Annotated in this window: 17 protein-coding genes; 9 read left to right on the top strand and 8 right to left on the bottom strand. The window is 34.3% G+C overall.

Annotation, left to right across the window (positions count from 1 at the left end):
- Positions 1–25 precede the first annotated feature (25 nt).
- The 3 genes from AC1B0Z_RS15390 to AC1B0Z_RS15380 are packed head-to-tail and all read left to right on the top strand — an operon-like array spanning position 26 to position 3,090.
- Positions 26–1,888 carry an ABC-F family ATP-binding cassette domain-containing protein gene (locus tag AC1B0Z_RS15390; RefSeq protein ID WP_483793037.1) on the top strand — a complete coding sequence of 621 codons (1,863 nt, stop codon included), beginning with the start codon at positions 26–28 and terminating at the stop codon, positions 1,886–1,888.
- Positions 1,889–1,895: 7 nt separating this feature from the next.
- On the top strand, positions 1,896–2,306 hold the full coding sequence (locus AC1B0Z_RS15385; RefSeq protein ID WP_483793036.1) for a hypothetical protein: 411 nt from the start codon (positions 1,896–1,898) through the stop codon (positions 2,304–2,306).
- Positions 2,307–2,316: 10 nt separating this feature from the next.
- Positions 2,317–3,090: an O-methyltransferase gene (locus AC1B0Z_RS15380; protein WP_483793034.1), complete on the top strand. Its 774-nt coding sequence runs from the start codon at positions 2,317–2,319 to the stop codon at positions 3,088–3,090.
- Positions 3,091–3,097: 7 nt separating this feature from the next.
- Here the strand turns inward: AC1B0Z_RS15380 and AC1B0Z_RS15375 are convergent, their stop codons facing one another.
- On the bottom strand, positions 3,098–5,071 hold the full coding sequence (locus AC1B0Z_RS15375) for a DUF5723 family protein (RefSeq protein WP_483793033.1): 1,974 nt from the start codon (positions 5,069–5,071) through the stop codon (positions 3,098–3,100).
- A gap of 521 nt (positions 5,072–5,592) precedes the next feature.
- Between AC1B0Z_RS15375 and AC1B0Z_RS15370 the strand changes: the two genes are divergently transcribed.
- From AC1B0Z_RS15370 to secA, 3 genes are all read left to right on the top strand, one after another.
- On the top strand, positions 5,593–6,165 hold the full coding sequence (locus tag AC1B0Z_RS15370; RefSeq protein ID WP_483793031.1) for a cob(I)yrinic acid a,c-diamide adenosyltransferase: 573 nt from the start codon (positions 5,593–5,595) through the stop codon (positions 6,163–6,165).
- A 329-nt stretch (positions 6,166–6,494) separates the two neighbouring features.
- Positions 6,495–6,716, top strand: coding sequence for a DUF2795 domain-containing protein (locus tag AC1B0Z_RS15365; RefSeq protein WP_019387375.1), 222 nt, complete (start codon positions 6,495–6,497; stop codon positions 6,714–6,716).
- Positions 6,717–6,882: 166 nt separating this feature from the next.
- Positions 6,883–10,239, top strand: a complete 3,357-nt coding sequence (gene secA / locus AC1B0Z_RS15360) for a preprotein translocase subunit SecA (RefSeq protein WP_483793030.1) — start codon at positions 6,883–6,885, stop codon at positions 10,237–10,239.
- Positions 10,240–10,435: 196 nt separating this feature from the next.
- On the opposite strand, the gene AC1B0Z_RS15355 is transcribed toward secA, so the two are convergent.
- A complete protein-coding gene (locus tag AC1B0Z_RS15355; protein WP_483793028.1) occupies positions 10,436–11,101 on the bottom strand; it encodes a M15 family metallopeptidase in 666 nt (221 codons plus the stop codon).
- Between the two features lie 38 nt (positions 11,102–11,139).
- On the opposite strand from AC1B0Z_RS15355, the gene AC1B0Z_RS15350 reads away from it, so the two are divergent.
- From AC1B0Z_RS15350 to AC1B0Z_RS15340, 3 genes are all read left to right on the top strand, one after another.
- Positions 11,140–11,769: an alpha-ketoglutarate-dependent dioxygenase AlkB family protein gene (locus tag AC1B0Z_RS15350; protein WP_483793027.1), complete on the top strand. Its 630-nt coding sequence runs from the start codon at positions 11,140–11,142 to the stop codon at positions 11,767–11,769.
- Positions 11,770–12,209: 440 nt separating this feature from the next.
- Positions 12,210–13,514, top strand: a complete 1,305-nt coding sequence (locus tag AC1B0Z_RS15345; protein WP_483793026.1) for a DUF819 family protein — start codon at positions 12,210–12,212, stop codon at positions 13,512–13,514.
- A gap of 53 nt (positions 13,515–13,567) precedes the next feature.
- Complete coding sequence (locus AC1B0Z_RS15340; protein ID WP_483793025.1) at positions 13,568–14,281, top strand: DUF4369 domain-containing protein; 714 nt, start codon at positions 13,568–13,570, stop codon at positions 14,279–14,281.
- A 59-nt stretch (positions 14,282–14,340) separates the two neighbouring features.
- On the opposite strand, the gene AC1B0Z_RS15335 is transcribed toward AC1B0Z_RS15340, so the two are convergent.
- The 6 genes from AC1B0Z_RS15335 to AC1B0Z_RS15310 form a co-directional block, all read right to left on the bottom strand.
- Complete coding sequence (locus AC1B0Z_RS15335; RefSeq protein WP_483793024.1) at positions 14,341–14,610, bottom strand: hypothetical protein; 270 nt, start codon at positions 14,608–14,610, stop codon at positions 14,341–14,343.
- 26 nt (positions 14,611–14,636) lie between these two features.
- The gene (locus tag AC1B0Z_RS15330; RefSeq protein ID WP_483793022.1) at positions 14,637–15,611 is read right to left on the bottom strand and encodes a type I phosphomannose isomerase catalytic subunit; all 975 of its coding nucleotides are present in this window, start codon (positions 15,609–15,611) and stop codon (positions 14,637–14,639) included.
- Positions 15,612–15,613: 2 nt separating this feature from the next.
- Positions 15,614–16,024: a 6-pyruvoyl trahydropterin synthase family protein gene (locus AC1B0Z_RS15325; RefSeq protein WP_483793021.1), complete on the bottom strand. Its 411-nt coding sequence runs from the start codon at positions 16,022–16,024 to the stop codon at positions 15,614–15,616.
- Positions 16,021–16,545, bottom strand: a complete 525-nt coding sequence (gene idi / locus AC1B0Z_RS15320; protein WP_483793020.1) for an isopentenyl-diphosphate Delta-isomerase — start codon at positions 16,543–16,545, stop codon at positions 16,021–16,023. Before idi ends, AC1B0Z_RS15325 begins: the two co-directional genes overlap by 4 nt.
- A 113-nt stretch (positions 16,546–16,658) precedes the next feature.
- Positions 16,659–18,563: an OmpA family protein gene (locus AC1B0Z_RS15315; protein WP_483793019.1), complete on the bottom strand. Its 1,905-nt coding sequence runs from the start codon at positions 18,561–18,563 to the stop codon at positions 16,659–16,661.
- 12 nt (positions 18,564–18,575) lie between these two features.
- Positions 18,576–19,508 carry a PorP/SprF family type IX secretion system membrane protein gene (locus AC1B0Z_RS15310; RefSeq protein ID WP_483793017.1) on the bottom strand — a complete coding sequence of 311 codons (933 nt, stop codon included), beginning with the start codon at positions 19,506–19,508 and terminating at the stop codon, positions 18,576–18,578.
- Between the last annotated feature and the right edge of the window lie 22 nt (positions 19,509–19,530).

Raw genomic sequence — 19,530 nt, 5'->3', positions numbered from 1 at the left:
TCCAACATTTCAAAAAATAGATACTTTGAATTATTTAACTGTTGAAAACATATCTAAGTCTTATGGAGAACTCACACTTTTTGAAAATATTTCATTTAGTGTCCATAAAGACCAAAAAATAGCATTTATTGCTAAAAATGGTACCGGAAAAACCTCTATTTTAAATATTTTATCTGGTGATGATGTTGCCGATTCTGGAAACATCATTTACAGAAAAGATATTAAGGTCTCTTTTTTATCACAAGATCCAAAATTTGATAAAACATTAACTGTTGAAGATACCATATTAGCAAGCGACAATCCCATTTTAAAAATCATTGCAAATTATGAAAAAGCACTTTTAAATCCAGAGGATACTGAAAACTACCAAGCTACCTTTGATGCTATGGAACGCCACCAAGCATGGGATTTTGAGACACTCTATAAACAGATACTTTTCAAATTAAAACTTGATGATTTGAGCCAAAAAGTAAGCACACTTTCTGGTGGACAAAAAAAACGATTAGCCTTAGCCAATGCTTTAATTAACAAACCAGACTTGTTGATTTTAGACGAGCCCACCAATCATTTGGACTTAGAAATGATTGAGTGGTTAGAAGATTTTTTTGCCAAGGAAAACATCACACTTTTTATGGTAACCCACGATCGTTACTTTTTAGAGCGCGTTTGTAATGAAATTATTGAGTTAGATAATGGGATGCTTTACAATTATAAGGGCAATTACTCGTATTATCTAGAAAAAAAACAAGAACGTAAAGAACGAGAAGAAGCCGAAGCTGGAAAAACCAAGCAACTTTTTAAAAAAGAACTAGATTGGATGCGGCGCCAACCAAAAGCAAGAACTACAAAATCAAAATCAAGAATTGATGACTTTTTTGAAATAAAACATAAAGCCCACCAAAGGCGTAAGGAACATCAAATACAACTAGAACTTAACATGGAGCGTCTAGGGAGTAAAATTCTAGAATTCCGTAAAGTTTCCAAGGCATTTAAGGAAAAAGTAATTTTAAAGAGTTTTGACTATACGTTTAAAAAAGGCGAACGTGTTGGTATCATTGGAAAAAACGGCACTGGAAAAACTACATTCCTGAATATTTTAACACAATTGGACAAACCAGATTCCGGGAAGGTTGTAAAAGGCGAAACCGTAAAATTTGGTTATTACACGCAGAGCGGAATTACGATAAAGCCAGAACAAAAAGCAATTGACGTTATTAGGGAGTTTGGAGACTATATCCCTTTAAAAAAGGGACGCCAGATTAGCGCACAACAATTATTGGAACGCTTTCTTTTCAGCAGAAAAAAGCAATATGATTTTGTGGAAAAACTAAGTGGCGGCGAACGTAAGCGATTGTATTTATGTACAGTTTTAATTCAAAATCCAAATTTTCTAATATTAGATGAGCCCACAAACGATTTGGATATAGTGACTTTAAACGTTTTGGAAAGTTTCCTTCTAGATTTCCCTGGATGCATTATAGTGGTATCTCATGACCGTTATTTTATGGATAAAATTGTAGATCATCTATTTGTATTTAAAGGCGAAGGTGTTATTGACGATTTCCCGGGGAATTATAGTGATTACAGAACTTATGAAGACAGTCAGCCTGTAATTGCGAAAACAACAGAAAACAAAAAAGAAAAACAGTCCTGGAAACAAAACGAAGCTTCGAAACTTTCGTTTAACGAAGAAAAGGAACTGCGAAATATTGAGAGTAAACTGAACGCTTTGGCTTTTGACAAAAAAGAGTTGGAAAGTAAGTTTAATAATCCCGATTTAACACAAGAAGAAATAAATACGCTTTCTGAAGAATTACAACAAATTATTGAAACGATAGAATCTAAGGAAGAGCGTTGGTTTGAATTATCCGCTAAATTGGAAGACTGAAGCATTTATGATTGATAAGAAAATATATCGTTATACAAATGTTGAACTTCTAGATGCGATAAAAAACTCCAAGAAATATGAACTTATTAAAAAAGCCCAGGAAGAACTTAAATCAAGAAAACTTGGTGAAAAAGAAATAGAACAGATTGAGGTAGATTATAAAAAGTATAAAGTTTTTCAAGAGATGAGAAAAGAAATACCTCTTTCCACAGAAGAATGGCTAACTTTCTTTATTTTACCATCTTTTATACCTAGATCTAAAGGGAAAGATGATCATTATTCAGAATCTGAAGTTGAGCGATATAAACGCTATGGTTTTGAAAAAAAACTACGTCAAGCCGAAAAGGTTAAAACCTACGGGTACATTTTTTGGTTTGTAATGATTGTGTTATTAGCTTTTATTGTATCTCACATCTAGTTCCCCAATCATGCTATACCAAATCAAACAATACATAAAATTTCTGTTAAAATCCTCTAACCAACACGGTGTGCACTCGCCATTTGTTTACGATTTGGTTACAAAATGTTTTTATGATAAAACTAAATATCCCCAATACCATAATATTGAAGACTTTAGAAAACGTTTAAAGCAGGTAGATGATAAAATTGAAGTTACAGATTTTGGAGCTGGAAGCACAAAACTAAAATCAAAATCTAAGGCTATCTCAGATATTGTCAAGCACGTTTCTATTTCGAACAAAAATGCCATGCTTTTGTTTAGAATAGTAAATTACTTTAAACCTATTTCAGTTTTAGAACTTGGTACATCCTTAGGTTTGGCAACACAGGCCCTCTCATTAGGAAATCCTAAATCAAAAATAACAACAATTGAGGGGTGCCCAAAGATTTCAAAATATACCAAAACTCAATTTGAGCTTCAACAACTAAATAACATAAAACTAGAAACGGGTGATTTTTTAGAAGTAATACCTAAACTTAATACTTCAGAATTTGATTTGGTTTTTTTTGATGGTAATCACAAAAAAGAAGCTACATTAAAGTATTTTGAGATGCTATTACCTAAAGCGAATAACGACTCAGTATTTATATTTGACGACATCTACTGGTCTAAAGGCATGACAGAGGCATGGGAAATTATTAAAAACCACCCAAAAGCAACCGTAACCATAAACACTTTTTACTGGGGCTTCGTATTCTTTAGAAAAGAACAAGCCAAAGAGCATTTTACAATTAGATTATAACGCCTAACTAATCTATCAAGTTTATTTCAACTCGTCTATTTCTAGATCTTCCGTAGCGCGTTTTATTGCTCATAATTGGTTTACTTTCTCCGTAACCAACCGTTAGCAGTCTGTTCGGGTCTATACCGTTCTTCACTAAAAAGTTTTTCACTGAATTTGCCCTTAATTCTGACAATTCTCTATTCAAATCATCTCCACCAGTACTATCTGTATGTCCTTCAATGGTAAAGCCAGAACTTGGATATTGTTTAAGAATCTCAACAATTTCTATAAGTACCGCGTTAGATTCATCTTTAACTTGAGCTGTTGCAGAATCAAACAAGATAGTTCTTGCAAAAGCATTTAATGTTTTTTGAACCTCTTCAGTAACCTCCTCCTCAGGACAACCTTTATTTGGAATAGTGCCAGCTTCAAACATACATTCATCGTCTTTATCTAAAACACCGTCACCATCTGAATCTTTCCAAGGGCATCCATTATTCTCTATTTCACCAGCTTCTTCTGGACACGCGTCCTCATTATCTAAAACACCGTCTTCGTCCTTATCTCCCCAAGGACAACCTTTATTTTCTTCTGGCCCAAATTCTTCAGGACATTCATCTTTTTTATCCACAATACCGTCTTCGTCCCTATCCTTAGGTGTGTTTTTATAAATTGGAACTTTAAAGCCAGCATAAACATCTGCCTGTTGGTTATTATCACTTGCAAAAGCTGAAATTATTGATCCAGAACCAGCATACAAAGGGCCTGCTCTAAATCCAGCCCCCATTCTAAAGCCATTGCGCTCCACTACACTTAGTGGTAAATAAAAGCTAAACCATTTGCTTTCATATCGAGGAGTTAAAGACACCACATTTGCAATACGGTTTGCCGTAATTCTATTTTTAGACATTACAGATATATCAGTATTCAAATTCAAAAAGAACTTTGTGTTTAAATTCCAATCTAGATTAACGTGCATTGCTGTAGGCAAATCAATTTTATAGCCACTAGTAGCATCCTGCCTTGTATAAGCATCATTTAAAAAATCATTTACACTTTCTGCGTTATCATAGTCCTCTTCACTTATATTGTTTGCAGTGATGTTGTAAATTTCCCTAATACCATTTTTGTAATTAACAAATCCAATATCGGTAACACTAAGTCCAATTTTCAATTTGTAATCATTAAATGCATTACTATCAAAACCATTGGGATTCCACAGATATGATACACCTAAATCAAATCCAAAACCACTTGCATCTTTAGGTGCTCTGTAATCATAACCATCGGCGTCAAACTCTTCAAAACGCGCTATATTTAAAGTCCCAGAAGAAGAAATACTTCCAGTTGTTTCTCCACCTCCAAGATCAGTACCATCAGCATCATAATTAAAAATTATATCCTCTCCGTAAGCATAAGCACTACCTAAACCTTTTAAATATTTTATAGAAAACCCTCCATCTAGTCTATTACGACTATTGCTTAAAATGGTTCTGGCGTAGGATACACCAAACTCCGCCCAAGAGTGTCCTAAACCGCTAAAGCTTTCTTCATTAATATTATAATCATTGGTAGTAGCATCATCAATGGAGGCCAATGTTGTACCATCAATTTCATTGGCATTAAAAAATAGTCTTCCACGGATAAATATTGACAAGGTACTATTGGCGCTAAGATTGAACATAAATGAAGGGCCTAAAACATCAATATTTCCAGTTCCTCTATTATCGTTTGAAGGTGATTTTTCAGACTCTAAATCAAAACTATAGCCATCCTTAAAAGTATCGAAAATGTTAACTCCAAAATAATCATTACTCCCAAAGGCACTAGTACCTGCAAGATTTATATCTAGCTTGTAAGGTGAATTAACAGTAGTTGCTGGATTTGAAATTACGGCATTTACACCACTGTAGTTATCTGAAAGAAACCCAATATAGGATTGTCCTTGAGCAAATAAACTAAAAAAGATAATAAGCAGAGAAAGTAGACTTTTCTTCATTTGTAAGATTGGTTGTTTATAGCAACTATAACAAATGTATATTTTTTCTATTAAAAAAACCGTTTGTAACTTGTTTTACTTTAAAGCAAAAATTAAAATTAAGCTAGTTTTAATTATCGTTAGTTTTGTAGTCATTAAAATTTTTTTGGCGATAACGAGATGTCAAAAAGGTCATTTGAAAACGGTTTTAACAAAAAAAAATTAAAAAACGATAAATTATAGATATGCTCATTCTTGGCATTATTTTCTTTTTAATTAAGACTGGTTTCTAAAGTTTTAGTAAAAGGAGAGAGATAGCATAACGATGCCATGTTTAAAAGAAACTGCATTAAAAAAGAAGATAATACCTCTTAGTGATTGTTAGGAAAAGCGTTAATACATTGCTACTTTAGCTATATTTCCCCTAAATTTGAATATGTATTTAAACTAGGCCACGATAGCAATAATTATTGGACTTTTATTCGTAGTGGTAAACAACAGAAAGTTTAAAAAGATTTTAAAAGAAAAATTGAAAAAGAAAAATGAAGATTTACACTAAAACAGGAGATAAGGGTACTACTGCCCTATTTGGAGGTACGCGCGTACCAAAGCACCACATCAGGATTGATAGCTACGGTACTGTAGACGAACTGAACTCTCATTTGGGATTAATCCGCGATCAAAATATTGGCCAACATTACAAAAATCTTATTATTAAGATTCAGGACAGACTGTTTACCGTTGGTGCTATTTTGGCTACCGACCCAGAAAAAGCCATCTTGAAGAATGGCAAGGAACGTTTAAATATCGAAAAAATAAAAGCTACTGATATTGAACTTCTAGAAAAGGAAATGGACGAGATGAACACTGCTTTACCACCAATGACGCACTTTGTGCTACCTGGTGGGCATCAAACGGTGTCATTCTGTCATATAGCCCGTTGTGTTTGCAGGCGTGCAGAGCGACTAGCCTCGGCATTGAACGAATTGGAACCTTTTGAGGCCAATGCGCTAACTTACCTAAACCGTCTTTCTGACTACCTTTTCGTATTGGCACGGAAATTGTCGTCTGACCTACAAGCAAATGAAATTAAATGGATTCCTGAGAAAACTTAATTTTTGAAGAGATTGCTCTTTCTTAAAAAAATGTAAAACTTCTTAGTTATTCCGGAAATTACAGCAAAAAGACATAATTGTCTTTGCGTTAGGGATTGAGGCATTTGTTGAAGCTCCTCGACGCAGGAGAGAGCGACTGCCGAAAGCCCGACCCTTGTGGTAACGCCCAAAAAGCTGTTATGTTGCGCTATTATTAACGTAGCAAGAATAATTTCTTCTGTTTTGAGTACTAAGAGATACGTTCATATTAATATTGATTTAAATATTTCACTTTTTTCTTGTGTGTTTAAACTAAAAAATTATTTTTGCAAAAAATTAAACATTAAGAAATGTATTGGACTTTAGAATTAGCATCGTATTTAAGTGATGCGCCATGGCCAGCCACAAAGGACGAATTGATAGATTACGCTATTAGAACTGGAGCGCCTTTGGAAGTTGTTGAAAACTTGCAGTCGATAGAAGATGAAGGAGACTCTTATGATTCTATCGAGGAAATCTGGTCTGATTATCCAACGGACGAGGATTATCTTTGGAATGAAGATGAATATTAGAAATAAAGCATGCAGCACAGATAAAAAGTCTCGATTTGAGGCTTTTTTTTTGTCCTGCACAGTAGAAAAAAGTAGAACAAAATGTATCTTTGAAAGTCGCTTTTAAAGCGCATATAGAAATGATAACACCTAGGGTTTTCCTAGTTAAAATATAAAAACTTACAGTATGGGATTTTTAGATTCGGTCTTAAAAGTATTTGTTGGAGACAAATCGAAACAAGATGTGAAGGCGATTTCGCCAATTGTTGATCAAATTAAAACTTTTGAAAGTGCCCTTGAAGCTCTATCTCACGATGAATTAAGAGGAAAGACTGCAGAATTTAAGGCAAGAATTGCAGAGGCCACAGCTGCCATTGACGAGCAAATTGCCAACCTTACCCAAGAAGCTGAAAACACAGATGATATTGATGTTCGTGAGGATATTTATGAGCAAATTGATAAACTTAAAGACGATGCATACCAGGTTACCGAAGATGTTTTGAATGCTATTTTACCCGAGGCATTTGCTGTAGTTAAGGAAACAGCCAAACGTTTTGTAAACAATACCGAAATCACAGTGAAAGCCAATGAGTTTGACAGAACTCTATCTGGCGAAAAAACGTATGTAACCCTTGATGGCGATAATGCTACTTGGGCAAACTCTTGGGATGCTGCCGGTAAACCTATTACTTGGGATATGGTGCATTACGATGTACAATTGATTGGTGGTATTGCCTTACACCAAGGTAAAATTGCAGAGATGCAAACTGGTGAAGGTAAAACACTTGTGGCAACCCTGCCTGTTTACTTAAATGCCCTTGCAGAGAAAGGCGTGCATTTGGTAACGGTTAACGATTACCTTGCAAAACGTGATAGTGCGTGGATGGCTCCTATTTTTGAGTTTCATGGGATGAGTGTGGACTGTATAGACTACCACCAACCTAATTCTGACGCTCGTAGAAAAGCATACAATGCTGATATTACCTACGGAACTAATAACGAATTTGGTTTTGATTATTTACGTGATAACATGTCGCACTCGCCAGATGATTTGGTACAACGTCCGCACCACTATGCGATTGTGGATGAGGTGGATTCTGTATTGGTTGATGATGCGCGTACACCTTTGATTATTTCAGGTCCTATCCCGAAAGGGGATCGTCATGAATTTAATGAGTTAAAACCAAAAGTTGATGATATTGTTTCTGTACAGCGCAAATATTTAACGGGTGTTTTAGCTGAAGCAAAAAAGCTCATCAAGGAAGGTGACACTAAAGAAGGTGGTTTTCAATTATTACGTGTATATCGCGGTATTCCGAAAAATAAAGCGCTTATTAAGTTTTTATCAGAAGAAGGCGTAAAACAATTATTGCAGAAAACCGAAAACTTATATATGCAGGATAATAACCGCGAAATGCCAAAAGTAGATGCGGAATTATACTATGTTATTGAAGAAAAGAACAATCAGATTGAGTTGACCGATAAGGGTATTGAATATATTTCTGGAAAAGACGATCCTAATTTCTTCGTAATGCCAGAGATAGGTATTGAAATCGCTAAAATTGAAGAGCAAAATCTGGAAAAAGAAAAAGAGGCTGAACTTAAAGAAGAGCTATTTAAGGAGTTTGGAGTAAAATCTGAACGTATCCACACCCTCAATCAGTTGTTAAAAGCTTATGCCCTATTTGAAAAAGACACCCAATACGTGGTGATGGATAATAAGGTAATGATTGTTGATGAGCAAACGGGACGTATTATGGACGGTCGTCGCTACTCGGACGGATTACATCAAGCGATTGAAGCCAAGGAAAATGTAAAGATTGAAGATGCTACACAAACCTTCGCCACCGTTACCTTACAGAACTACTTTAGAATGTACCGCAAACTATCTGGTATGACGGGTACAGCGGTTACTGAAGCTGGTGAATTCTGGGAGATTTATAAACTGGATGTGGTTGAAATTCCAACCAACCGTCCAATTGCACGTGATGACAGGGAGGATTTAGTATATAAAACCAAGCGCGAAAAATACAATGCTGTTATTGATGAAGTAACCAAATTATCACAAGCTGGTCGCCCGGTATTAATTGGTACTACCTCGGTTGAGATTTCGGAGTTATTAGGGAAAATGTTGAGTATTCGCAAGATTCCGCATAATATCTTAAATGCAAAACAGCACAAAAAGGAAGCTGAAATTGTGGATCAAGCTGGTAAGTCTGGTCAGGTTACCATTGCAACCAATATGGCGGGTCGTGGTACGGATATTAAATTAAGTGATGAAGTAAAAGCAGCTGGCGGTTTAGCAATTGTAGGTACCGAGCGTCATGATTCGCGCCGTGTAGATAGACAGTTGCGTGGTCGTGCCGGACGTCAAGGAGACCCAGGTAGTTCTCAATTTTATGTATCTCTTGAAGATAATTTAATGCGCTTATTTGGGAGTGAGCGTATCGCCAAAATGATGGACCGTATGGGGTTAAAGGAAGGTGAAGTGATTCAACATTCCATGATTTCAAAGTCTATAGAACGTGCTCAGAAAAAAGTTGAGGAAAACAACTTTGGCGTGCGTAAGCGTTTGTTGGAGTATGATGATGTGATGAACGCACAACGAGAGGTTGTTTACAAACGTCGTTATAATGCCTTGAACGGAGAACGCCTTCGTGTAGATTTAGCAAATATGATTTTTGACACCTCTGAAGGTATTGCTGAAACTAATAAAGGTGCAAACGATTTCAAAAACTTTGAGTTTGAACTAATTCGTTACTTCTCTATGAGCTCTCCGATAACCGAGGAAGAATTTGGGAAATTATCTGCACAAGACATCACTTCAAAAATCTATAAAACAGCATTTGAAAGTTACAGAGAAAAAATGGAGCGCAATGCAGAAATAGCATTCCCTGTGATAAAAAATGTATACGAAACCCAACGTGACAAATTCAAACGCATTGTGGTACCATTTACAGATGGTGTAAAAAGTTTAAATGTAGTTACCGATTTAGAAAAAGCTTATGAAACCAATGGCAAACAGTTAATTACTGATTTTGAAAAAAATATAGCTCTGGCTATTATTGACGATGCATGGAAAACGCATTTACGTAAAATGGATGAATTAAAGCAATCCGTTCAGTTGGCAGTCCATGAGCAAAAAGACCCATTACTCATTTATAAGTTTGAAGCGTTTGAATTATTTAAGGCTATGATTGATGATGTGAATAAAGATGTAATCTCCTTCTTATTTAAAGGCGAATTACCTCAGGAAACACAAGATACCATTCAAGAAGCGAGAGCAAGAAAACGTGAAAAAGTTGAAACTTCAAAAGAGGAAATTCCTAATTTAGACGAGCGTTCTGCGCAAAGTAGAGCCGCAGGTAACACGCAACGCCAGCAACAGCAAGTGGTGGAAACTGTTGTTCGTGACAAACCCAAAATTGGTCGCAACGATCGTGTTACAATTAAACACGTTTTAAATGGTGAAAACAAAACACTAAAATATAAGCAAGCTGAACCGTTAATTGCCAAAGGCGATTGGGTTTTGGTTGAGGATTAATACTAGATCTCATAAGAGTTCTATAATGTTAAAATCCCGATAAAAATATCGGGATTTTTATTTTCAAAAGATTATTCGCATCTGCTTTATTTAGTCCAACTAATAAATTATCAAATATTTAATTCATATCAATATTAATCGTTAGAGTAATAATTAATCCCTAAAATTTAATTTTAAAATAAAAAGTATAACTTTATTACTCTACGGGAAAATCAAAATACGTATTAGGAAACGGTTCTTCTCTTAAGTTGAAATGCCACCATTCTCTGGGATAGTTTCTAAAACCATATTTTAACATGACGCTTTGCAATAACTGCCTATTCGTTTTTTGTTCATTTGAAATATTATCATAATCTACCCAAGATCGTTTTCCAAAGAAATCATAAGCACTACCCATATCCAATTCTTCTTTCGTAGTTAAATCGATTATTGTGATATCTATCGTACTACCTTTTGTATGACCAGAACGGGATGCAATGTATTCCTCTTTAAATAAATCCTTTTTCTTTACATCTGGATAAAACTGTGCTTTATTTATAGTGTCATTCAGGTCTTTTGCCCATCGTATAAAATGGTTAACAGCGCGCTGTGGTCTGTAACCATCATAAACTTTAAGTCCTAAATTTTTCTTATTCAGTTCTTTTTGAACATTTTTTAAGGCTTCTACAGTTTCTCCAGTTAAAATGAGGCAATTATTATTGTAGCCATCTATCGGTTTACCAACAAAATTATTAGTACCTAAATATCGTAGTTCCACATTCAATTCGGGGATTAGGTCCTTTGCATAAACAAACCCATCTGGCAATTGACAAAAACCAAAAAAAGTATTTAATAAAAATAAAAAAGATAGCCTTAGTTTCATTTACAAAACGATTTACGCTAATTTAGAAAATAAAAACCATGCGACTATTGAATGCCAAAAATTTAAACCTACAGGATGCAGACGTTACATATTATCCCAACTTTTTTAGTAAAAATGAAGCTGATACTTTTTTTAAAAATTTAAAAGCTCAAATCAAGTGGCAGCAAGATGAGATAAAAGTGTTTGGAAAAGTATATAATCAACCACGATTAACCTCTTTTTTTGCTACAAATGAAGAACCTTATTCCTATAGCAATATTACTATGTATCCTCATTTGTTTGAAAAGGACATTTTAAAGGTTAAACATCTTATAGAAAGCGAATTAAATATCAATTTTACAAGCTGTTTGGCTAACCTATATCGTGATGGAAAAGATAGTAATGGTTGGCATGCGGATGATGAAAAATCACTTGGAAAAAACCCTGTAATCGCGTCAGTAACATTTGGGGAAGAACGCCCATTTCACTTTAAGCATAAAAAGAACAAATTATTAAAAGAAAAGATAATACTAAAACACGGAAGTGTGCTGTTAATGCAGGGGTTTACACAAGAAAATTGGTTGCATCAAATTCCTAAAACAAAACGTAAAATAGACCCTAGAATTAACCTTACATTTAGAATTATTCCACAAAAAAACCGAGTTCCCTCAAACTCGGTTCTTTCTTAATTTGCTTTTATATTATGTGCTAGATTTGGGGTCTCCACATCAACAACATAATGCAAATATTAATTAATTAATCCATTGAACTAAAAAGTATGTTATTTAGTACGAGTCAAATATAAAAAGTGATTTAAACTACGAAGATAAAAAACATAATTAATCGATGAAATGCATATTTTTTTAACACACTTCGTCGACGTAATACATATTATCGATGAAATGCATTATTTTTAGTTTTTTGAGTGTAAAAAAAGCACCTGTTTTACAGGTGCTTTTTTACTAACTAACCAACCAAAATATGAAATTACAATTCAAAAGTTTAAAGTAACCACTCAATAAACTAATCGTTGAAGTGTAACTACTCATTATAAATCAACTACTGTGCCAAAATTTTATTTGCACCTTTTTTATTTTATTTATCTTAGAATTTTCAAAGACAGGCTTACATGGAAAATCAACCAATATTTACCCAAGACACCATAGTTTTTGGGCTTTTAATGCTAACATTAGGATTCGTGTTTTACACGTCCTCAAGCTCAAATACATTTTGGAAAAAGTTTTACAAATACATACCTGCACTCCTTATGGCGTATATGCTACCTGGTGCTTTAACTACTTTGGGTATTATAGCTCCAGAATGGACAACAACAGATGCTGCTGGTGAAATTGTTAAGCATAAATCGCAGGTATACTATATTGCTAGTAGATTTTTACTCCCGGCAGCCTTGGTATTAATGACCTTAAGTATTGATTTAAAAGCTATTTATAATCTAGGACCAAAGGCATTAATTATGTTTTTAACAGGAACAGTTGGCGTGGTTATAGGTGGTCCACTAGCCATTCTTTTAATATCTATGGTTTCTCCAGAAACTGTTGGCGGCGCTGGTCCTGATGCAGTATGGAGAGGCTTAGCAACATTAGCTGGCAGTTGGATTGGTGGCGGCGCAAACCAAGCGGCAATGCTTGAAATTTACAAATTTAATACCGATAACTATGCTGGAATGGTAATAGTCGATATCGTCGTTGCTAATATTTGGATGGCCATCTTGCTACTGGGTATTGGTAAATCTGAAAAAATTGACACATGGCTTAAAGCGGATAATAGTGCCATTGAGGTTTTAAAAGAGCGCGTTTCATCATATGCCAGCAAAATTTCTAGAACCCCTACTTTAAGTGATTTAATGGTTATTCTTGGTATTGCATTTACCATTGTAGGTGTTGCTCATTTCGGTGCCAACAATATTTCTGATTTTTTAACAAATAATTTTGAAGCTGTAAGAGACAAATCTTCAGCTATGTCTTCTTTTGGTTCACAATTTTTTTGGATGATAACAATCGCCACAATACTTGGTATTTTAATGTCATTCACAAAATTTAAAACCTATGAAGGAGCTGGGGCTAGTAAAATTGGAAGTGTTTTTATTTATATTCTTGTTGCAAGTATTGGTATGAAAATGGATTTAACGAAAATCGTTGAAAATCCAGGGCTGATTTTTGTTGGACTAGTTTGGATGGCCATTCATGTTGGGTTACTATTTCTTGTGGCAAAAATTATTAGGGCACCATATTTCTTTTTAGCCGTTGGGAGTAAGGCAAATATAGGAGGCGCTGCTTCCGCGCCTGTTGTTGCTGCGGCATTTCATCCATCTTTGGCTACCGTTGGTGTGCTCTTAGCTGTTTTTGGCTATGTCATTGGCACCTATGGTGCTATGCTTTGTGCTGAACTTATGAAAATTGCTGCTGGCGGTTAGTATATTTCTAATAATTATTTAGATATTTGCGCTCCAAATTACACCTTATATTTATGAAAAAATTCAGTATTCTATTTCTAATTGTTTCGATATTTGCATGTTCTGAAACTCCAAAAGATTTAGTAGTAAAAACTAATATAAAAGGTTTAAAAAAGGGAACTGTCTATCTAAAACAGGTAATAGATACCGTTTTGGTAACGATAGATTCAATCGCTGTAAATGGTAATTCTGAGTTTGAATTATATGCCGATTTAGATGAACCTGACCTATTCTTTTTAGATCTTGATAAAAACTCTAAGGAAGAAGATAGAATTAGTTTTTTTGCAGATAAAGGTATTATTGAAATCAATACTACTTTAAAAAATTTTGTAACGGATGCCAAAATTACTGGATCTGAGCAACAAAAAGTCTTGGAAGATTATCAGAAGCTAATGTCTCGTTTAAACAACAAGAATTTAGATTTGATAAAAGAAAATTTCGAAGCCAGAAAAAGTGGAGATACTGCTGCTATAAATAGCGTAGAAAATAAGCAGGCTCGCCTTATAAGAAATAGGTATCTACAAACGGTAAACTTTGCCCTAAACCATAACGCTAGTGAAGTTGCGCCTTATCTAGCTCTATCCGAAATTTACGATGCCAACAATCATTTATTAGATACCATCCATAAATCTTTAACACCAAAAATTAAAGATTCTAAATATGGTAAGGAACTGGGGAAGTTTTTAGAAGAGCGAAAGAAAAACGAAGCAGAACAAAAAAAGCCTTAAAACTAAGTTTTAAGGCTTTTTTTAGTCGTATTGTCTGTATCCCAATGATATGAGCAAAGCTATCCTAATTTATTAATCTTTTCAATTAAAGCTTTCCCTCTATTTTCCAATTCTTCATTAATAGCCTTAAAATGCCCTTTTTTATTCTCAACACTTCTATCATTTACTTTAGCAATTAATTCGTCAAAAGTTTCAATGGCTTCATCTATAATTGCTTCACTTTTTTTTGTGTCTTTATCAGTATTCTCGTATTCCCAAACATAAACAGCTTCTATTATATCTCCTAATACATAATTTATATCTTTTTTAAGGTCTCTTACACTTGCCATAATTATAATTTTAATTAATTGTAAATCTAAACATATACTTCCAATAATGTAGCATTTTCAGAGCGAATTTGATAAGATTTTATAGCTGCTGGTAACAATACAGTTTCTCCCTTAGCTACAGTTTCTGTAAACCCGTTGGCTTCAATCTCTGCTTTTCCGCCAGTACACACGTAAATAAAAAACGAATCTTTGTCATTTAATTTATCTAAAGTTTCGGTAACCTTTAAATAACTTGTATTAAAATAAGGGCAGCTTACCATTTTATTTGAAATATTCTCCTCTTTCGAGTAGTTCACACGAAAATTATCAGGCATATCAAAATCTATGGCGTCTATTGCTAAATCATTGTGCAGCTCCCTTTCGTTTCCCTTGTCATCTACTCTATCCCAATCATAAACTCTGTAGGTAATATCACTTGTTTGCTGAATTTCAGCAACTATAATTCCTGCTCCAATTGCATGAACGCGTCCTACCTCAATAAAATAAGTATCACCTTGTGAGACTTTATCAAAATTTAAAATTTTAGTTAACGTTTTTTCCTCTAGGTGCTTTAAATATTTTTCCGGTGTTACTTTTTGATTGAAACCAACAATCAAATTGGAATCCTTATCAGCCTGGACTACATACCACATCTCAGTTTTTCCAAATGAATTGTGACGTTTGGACGCTATTTCATCGTTTGGATGCAATTGAATGGACAAATCTTGCTTTGCATCAATAAATTTGATGAGTAAAGGAAACTTATTACCAAAAACTTCATAGTTTTTTTTTCCTAAAATATCTCCCTTGAAATTTAATAATAAATCTTTTAGTGATCTTCCCTTTAATAAACCATTTGAAACTATTGAAGTATCGCCTTCAACATCGCTTATTTCCCAACTCTCGCCTATATTTGGGAAATCTGAATTCTTATTAAGTATTTCTATTAATTTTTGTCCTCCCCAAATTTTTTCCTTTAAAATCGGGGTAAACTTTATAGGGTAAAATGCCTCATTATTCATACTTAGCCTCCAGAATAGGTAACAAAATTACGTGGTGTTTCATATAAGGTTATTTCTAAATCCAAATCTGGATCTAGTTTTGATTTCATCTTATTATAAATAACCACGGCTATATTTTCTGCAGTAGGGTTTAACTTTTCAAATTCAGGTACTTCCAAATTTAGATTCTTATGATCAAAAGCATCTTCTACTTCGTTCTTTATAATATCTTTTAGCACCTTCATATCAATTACATAACCTGTTTCAGCATCAATCTCTCCTGTTACACTTGCTATTAATTCATAATTATGCCCATGAAAATTAGGATTGTTGCACTTTCCAAAGATAGTGTCGTTTTTTTCAAAACTCCAGTCTTTTCTGTATAGCCGATGCGCCGCATTAAAATGTGCCTTTCTACTAACTGTTACTTTCATGAATTTACATTTATATGTTGGTAGAATTTATCAAAAATAACTTTAAACCAAGCGGTATAAAGTTCTGGATGCAGCGAAATATCTACTTTAACTTCTTCTAAAGGCATCCATTTCCAATTTGCAACTTCGTCTAGATTTATCTCTGGGGTTCCATTATAATTACCTAACAAAACATGGTCATACTCGTGCTCAGTCAATCCATTATCAAAAGGTGCTTTGTAAATAAATGAAATAGATTCTTTTAAATCTACAACAAAACCCATCTCTTCTTGAAGTCTTCGTTTTCCTGCTTCGATGTTCGATTCTCCATCTCTTTGATGACTACAACATGTGTTTGTCCAAAGTCCTGGAGAATGATATTTGTTTAGAGCTCGTTGCTGCAACATTAATTCGTTATTCCCATTAAAAATAAAGACTGAAAATGCACGATGTAATAACGCCTTTTCATGAGCTTCCATCTTAGGCATTAAACCTATTTGCTCATCTTGCTCGTTAACAAGAATTACTTTTTCTTCTTTCATAGTTTAGCAAAAATACAAACAAAAAATTACTTGGTTTACCCGTTTTTCAAAATGAGTTTCAAAAAAAAAGCACCTAAATAAATTTAGATGCCTTTTTAGGTTGATGGTTAATATTAATTCTCAATAACTATAAATTCACTACGCCTGTTCGCTTGATGCTCTGATCTTGAACATTTTACCCCGTTTGAACAACGGTTAGTTAATCGTGTTTCTCCGTAACCTTTTCCTGATATTCTCTCAGCTGAAATTCCACCTTCATTTATGATATATTCTTTAGTTGATGTATTTCTGCGTTTTGACAATGCCATATTATATGCATCCCTACCTCTAGAATCGGTATGAGATCTAACGTCAATTTTTACGCTTGGAAACTCCTTCATATAGTTAATAACTTTGGCCAACTCAATTTCTGCATCAGGGCGTATATACGACTTATCGTAGTCAAAATAAATTGGGTTTAAGTTCAGTAACAGGGCTAAATCTGTACCAATTTTAGCTGCACTAGGTTCTAAAGCCAATTTCAATTTTAAATCTTCCTCATTAGCTATTTCTACTATAAAATCGGTGAAATCGTCTTCAAATTTTTCTTTCTGAGCCTCTACAATATATGTTTGCTCTTTACAACTAAGATTAAATTGAAACTTCCCGTTGCTGTCGCTTTTAATGGACTCTAAAATATTATTATTTTCGTCTTTGAGCACAACATCAGCATTCGCTAAAACCTCATTTGTTCTTTTGTTGGTTACTATCCCTGTTATATCATATTTACAATCAGGAATTTCAAAACTGTAGATATCATCATCACCTTTTCCCCCTTTTCTGTTTGAAGAGATATAACCTTTACGTGTAGACTCATTAATGATGTATGCGAAATCATCTTTAGGGCTATTAACTGGTTTTCCTAAATTTTTAAGTATGCTAGAATTAATAGCGTCAGCTTCTATCATAAAAACATCTAAACCTCCCAATCCAGAATGACCATCCGATGAAAAATATAAATTCCCCTTATCACTAACATACGGGAAATTTTCTCTTCCTTCTGTATTTACTTTTGACCCCAAATTCATAGGTGTACCATAAGTCCCGTCTTCATTTATAGCGACCATAAAAATATCTGACATTCCTTTTGTTCCTGGCATATCTGAAGCGAAGTACAGCTTTTTTTCATCTAGGCTTAAAGTAGGATGAGCTACACTATATTCGTCATCGTTAAATGGTAAAGATTCAACATTAGTCCACTCACCATCAATCATGGTAGCTTTATAAATCTTAAGTGCATGGGTGTTTTCACTATTCTTTTTAAACTTACCGTTGAAAAAATTATTCCTAGTGAAATACACCGTTTTGCCATCTTTCGTGTAAGCTGTTGAAGACTCATGATATTTGGTATTGATGTCCCCTTTTATTTCTTGAACATTGCCTTCAGCATCAAGTTCAAATAGATCTAAAAACGGTTGTGAATTCCAACTATATAGTTTCTCGTCCTGATCTCTGGAAGATGCGAAAACTAAATTCCCATTATGCAAAGATGCTCCAAAATCAGAAAATGAGGTGTTAATATCCAGATTAGATAGTGCATACTCTCGAGACATGGTTGCAATGGTCTCAAGATAATCTAGATTGTTTAAAAACTCTACACCTCTGGAATCATCAGGTCTCAAGGCAGCAAAAGTTCTAAGTGCTTCATCAGCTTCTTTATACCTTTCCTGTGCTTTTAATGCCTGGGCATATCTAAAATAATTTTCAGGATTGGTTTGAGCATTAATTTCAATAAGTTTTGCATACCATTTAGCAGCATCTTCCATTTCAGAATTAAAATAAAAGGTGTTTGCTAGTTTTTCTATTACTTCTGGTGAAACATCATCTTCATTGGCTAATTCCAATAACGTACTTCTAGAATCAATATAAGCAAGCTTATCATACTGCTTTACTGCACTTGAAACTTTACCTTTTTGAGCGTGAGAAAGCCCAAATACAAAAATGGTTAAAACAGAAAGTATATATACTCTTTTTTTCATATCAGTAGCTTTTTAGAAGAATCTTGGTGATAAAATTCTACCTATTTGTTGTAATTCAAATCTTAGCATTATCTCATGGGTTCCACTGTTGTAATTGTTCAGTGCTGTAGTAGTCGCATCATATGCGTACCCTACAAATAAACCTCTACTCAATTGAAACCCTACAAGTCCACTAAAGGAATCGTCCCATCTGTAAGCAGCACCTATGGTCAACTTATCATTAAACAATGCGTTTAGAGATAAATCAGCAATTAATGGTGCTCCAGATACACCTTTCACCAAAAATGCAGGCTTTAATTTAGTTCTTTCACTTAAATCAAACACATATCCTCCTATTAAGAAATAATGAAGACGCTCTGTAGCAATTGACTCCTGAAAATCATCATAATGCTCTGTGGTTAACATGTTTGGCATAGATAAACCCAGATACCATTTGTCTGAATGTAAATACATTGCAGCTCCTAATGTAGGTGATATTAAATTAATATTCTCATTAAATAATCTATCTGGATTTTGAAATAAACCTTTACTCCAATCTGTATCAAGAATGTGCAAGCCTCCTTTTACTCCAAAGGATAGTTCTAAATCTCCAGAATCGTTGACCGGAATGGTATAAGAAAAATTTGCATCAATATTAGTCTCCTCTGCAGGTCCCAATTGATCGCTTACAATATTAAGCCCCAAACCTAATCGTTCATTTTTCAATGGAGAATGAATACCAAAAGTCATGGTTTTAGGAGCGCCGTCAATACCAACCCATTGTGTTCTGTAGAGAGCAGTAGCACTCAAAACATCTCGTTGACCTGCATACGCGGCATTCACACTCATCGTATTATACATGTACTGCGTATATTGCGGATCCTGTTGTGCATTTGTTTCAAAACTTAATAGTGCAGTAAACACTACTAAACTTAAACCTTTTAAGAATGATGAATTCTGTATCATTTTTTTAATCTTTATTAGTCGT

Source organism: Hyunsoonleella sp. J2K-J805 (assembly GCF_057167125.1).
Note: the sequence above shows the minus strand (reverse complement) of the source record. Positions and strands in the feature narration are given on the sequence as shown.

Coding starts and splice junctions, on each gene's coding strand:
- AC1B0Z_RS15325 (WP_483793021.1), bottom strand. CDS start 16,024: ATGAAAGTAACAGTTAGTAGAAAGGCACATTTTAATGCGGCGCATCGG.
- AC1B0Z_RS15345 (WP_483793026.1), top strand. CDS start 12,210: ATGGAAAATCAACCAATATTTACCCAAGACACCATAGTTTTTGGGCTT.
- AC1B0Z_RS15380 (WP_483793034.1), top strand. CDS start 2,317: ATGCTATACCAAATCAAACAATACATAAAATTTCTGTTAAAATCCTCT.
- idi (WP_483793020.1), bottom strand. CDS start 16,545: ATGAAAGAAGAAAAAGTAATTCTTGTTAACGAGCAAGATGAGCAAATA.
- AC1B0Z_RS15365 (WP_019387375.1), top strand. CDS start 6,495: ATGTATTGGACTTTAGAATTAGCATCGTATTTAAGTGATGCGCCATGG.
- AC1B0Z_RS15335 (WP_483793024.1), bottom strand. CDS start 14,610: ATGGCAAGTGTAAGAGACCTTAAAAAAGATATAAATTATGTATTAGGA.
- AC1B0Z_RS15385 (WP_483793036.1), top strand. CDS start 1,896: ATGATTGATAAGAAAATATATCGTTATACAAATGTTGAACTTCTAGAT.
- AC1B0Z_RS15340 (WP_483793025.1), top strand. CDS start 13,568: ATGAAAAAATTCAGTATTCTATTTCTAATTGTTTCGATATTTGCATGT.
- AC1B0Z_RS15355 (WP_483793028.1), bottom strand. CDS start 11,101: ATGAAACTAAGGCTATCTTTTTTATTTTTATTAAATACTTTTTTTGGT.
- AC1B0Z_RS15375 (WP_483793033.1), bottom strand. CDS start 5,071: ATGAAGAAAAGTCTACTTTCTCTGCTTATTATCTTTTTTAGTTTATTT.
- AC1B0Z_RS15310 (WP_483793017.1), bottom strand. CDS start 19,508: ATGATACAGAATTCATCATTCTTAAAAGGTTTAAGTTTAGTAGTGTTT.
- secA (WP_483793030.1), top strand. CDS start 6,883: ATGGGATTTTTAGATTCGGTCTTAAAAGTATTTGTTGGAGACAAATCG.
- AC1B0Z_RS15350 (WP_483793027.1), top strand. CDS start 11,140: ATGCGACTATTGAATGCCAAAAATTTAAACCTACAGGATGCAGACGTT.
- AC1B0Z_RS15330 (WP_483793022.1), bottom strand. CDS start 15,611: ATGAATAATGAGGCATTTTACCCTATAAAGTTTACCCCGATTTTAAAG.
- AC1B0Z_RS15370 (WP_483793031.1), top strand. CDS start 5,593: ATGAAGATTTACACTAAAACAGGAGATAAGGGTACTACTGCCCTATTT.
- AC1B0Z_RS15315 (WP_483793019.1), bottom strand. CDS start 18,563: ATGAAAAAAAGAGTATATATACTTTCTGTTTTAACCATTTTTGTATTT.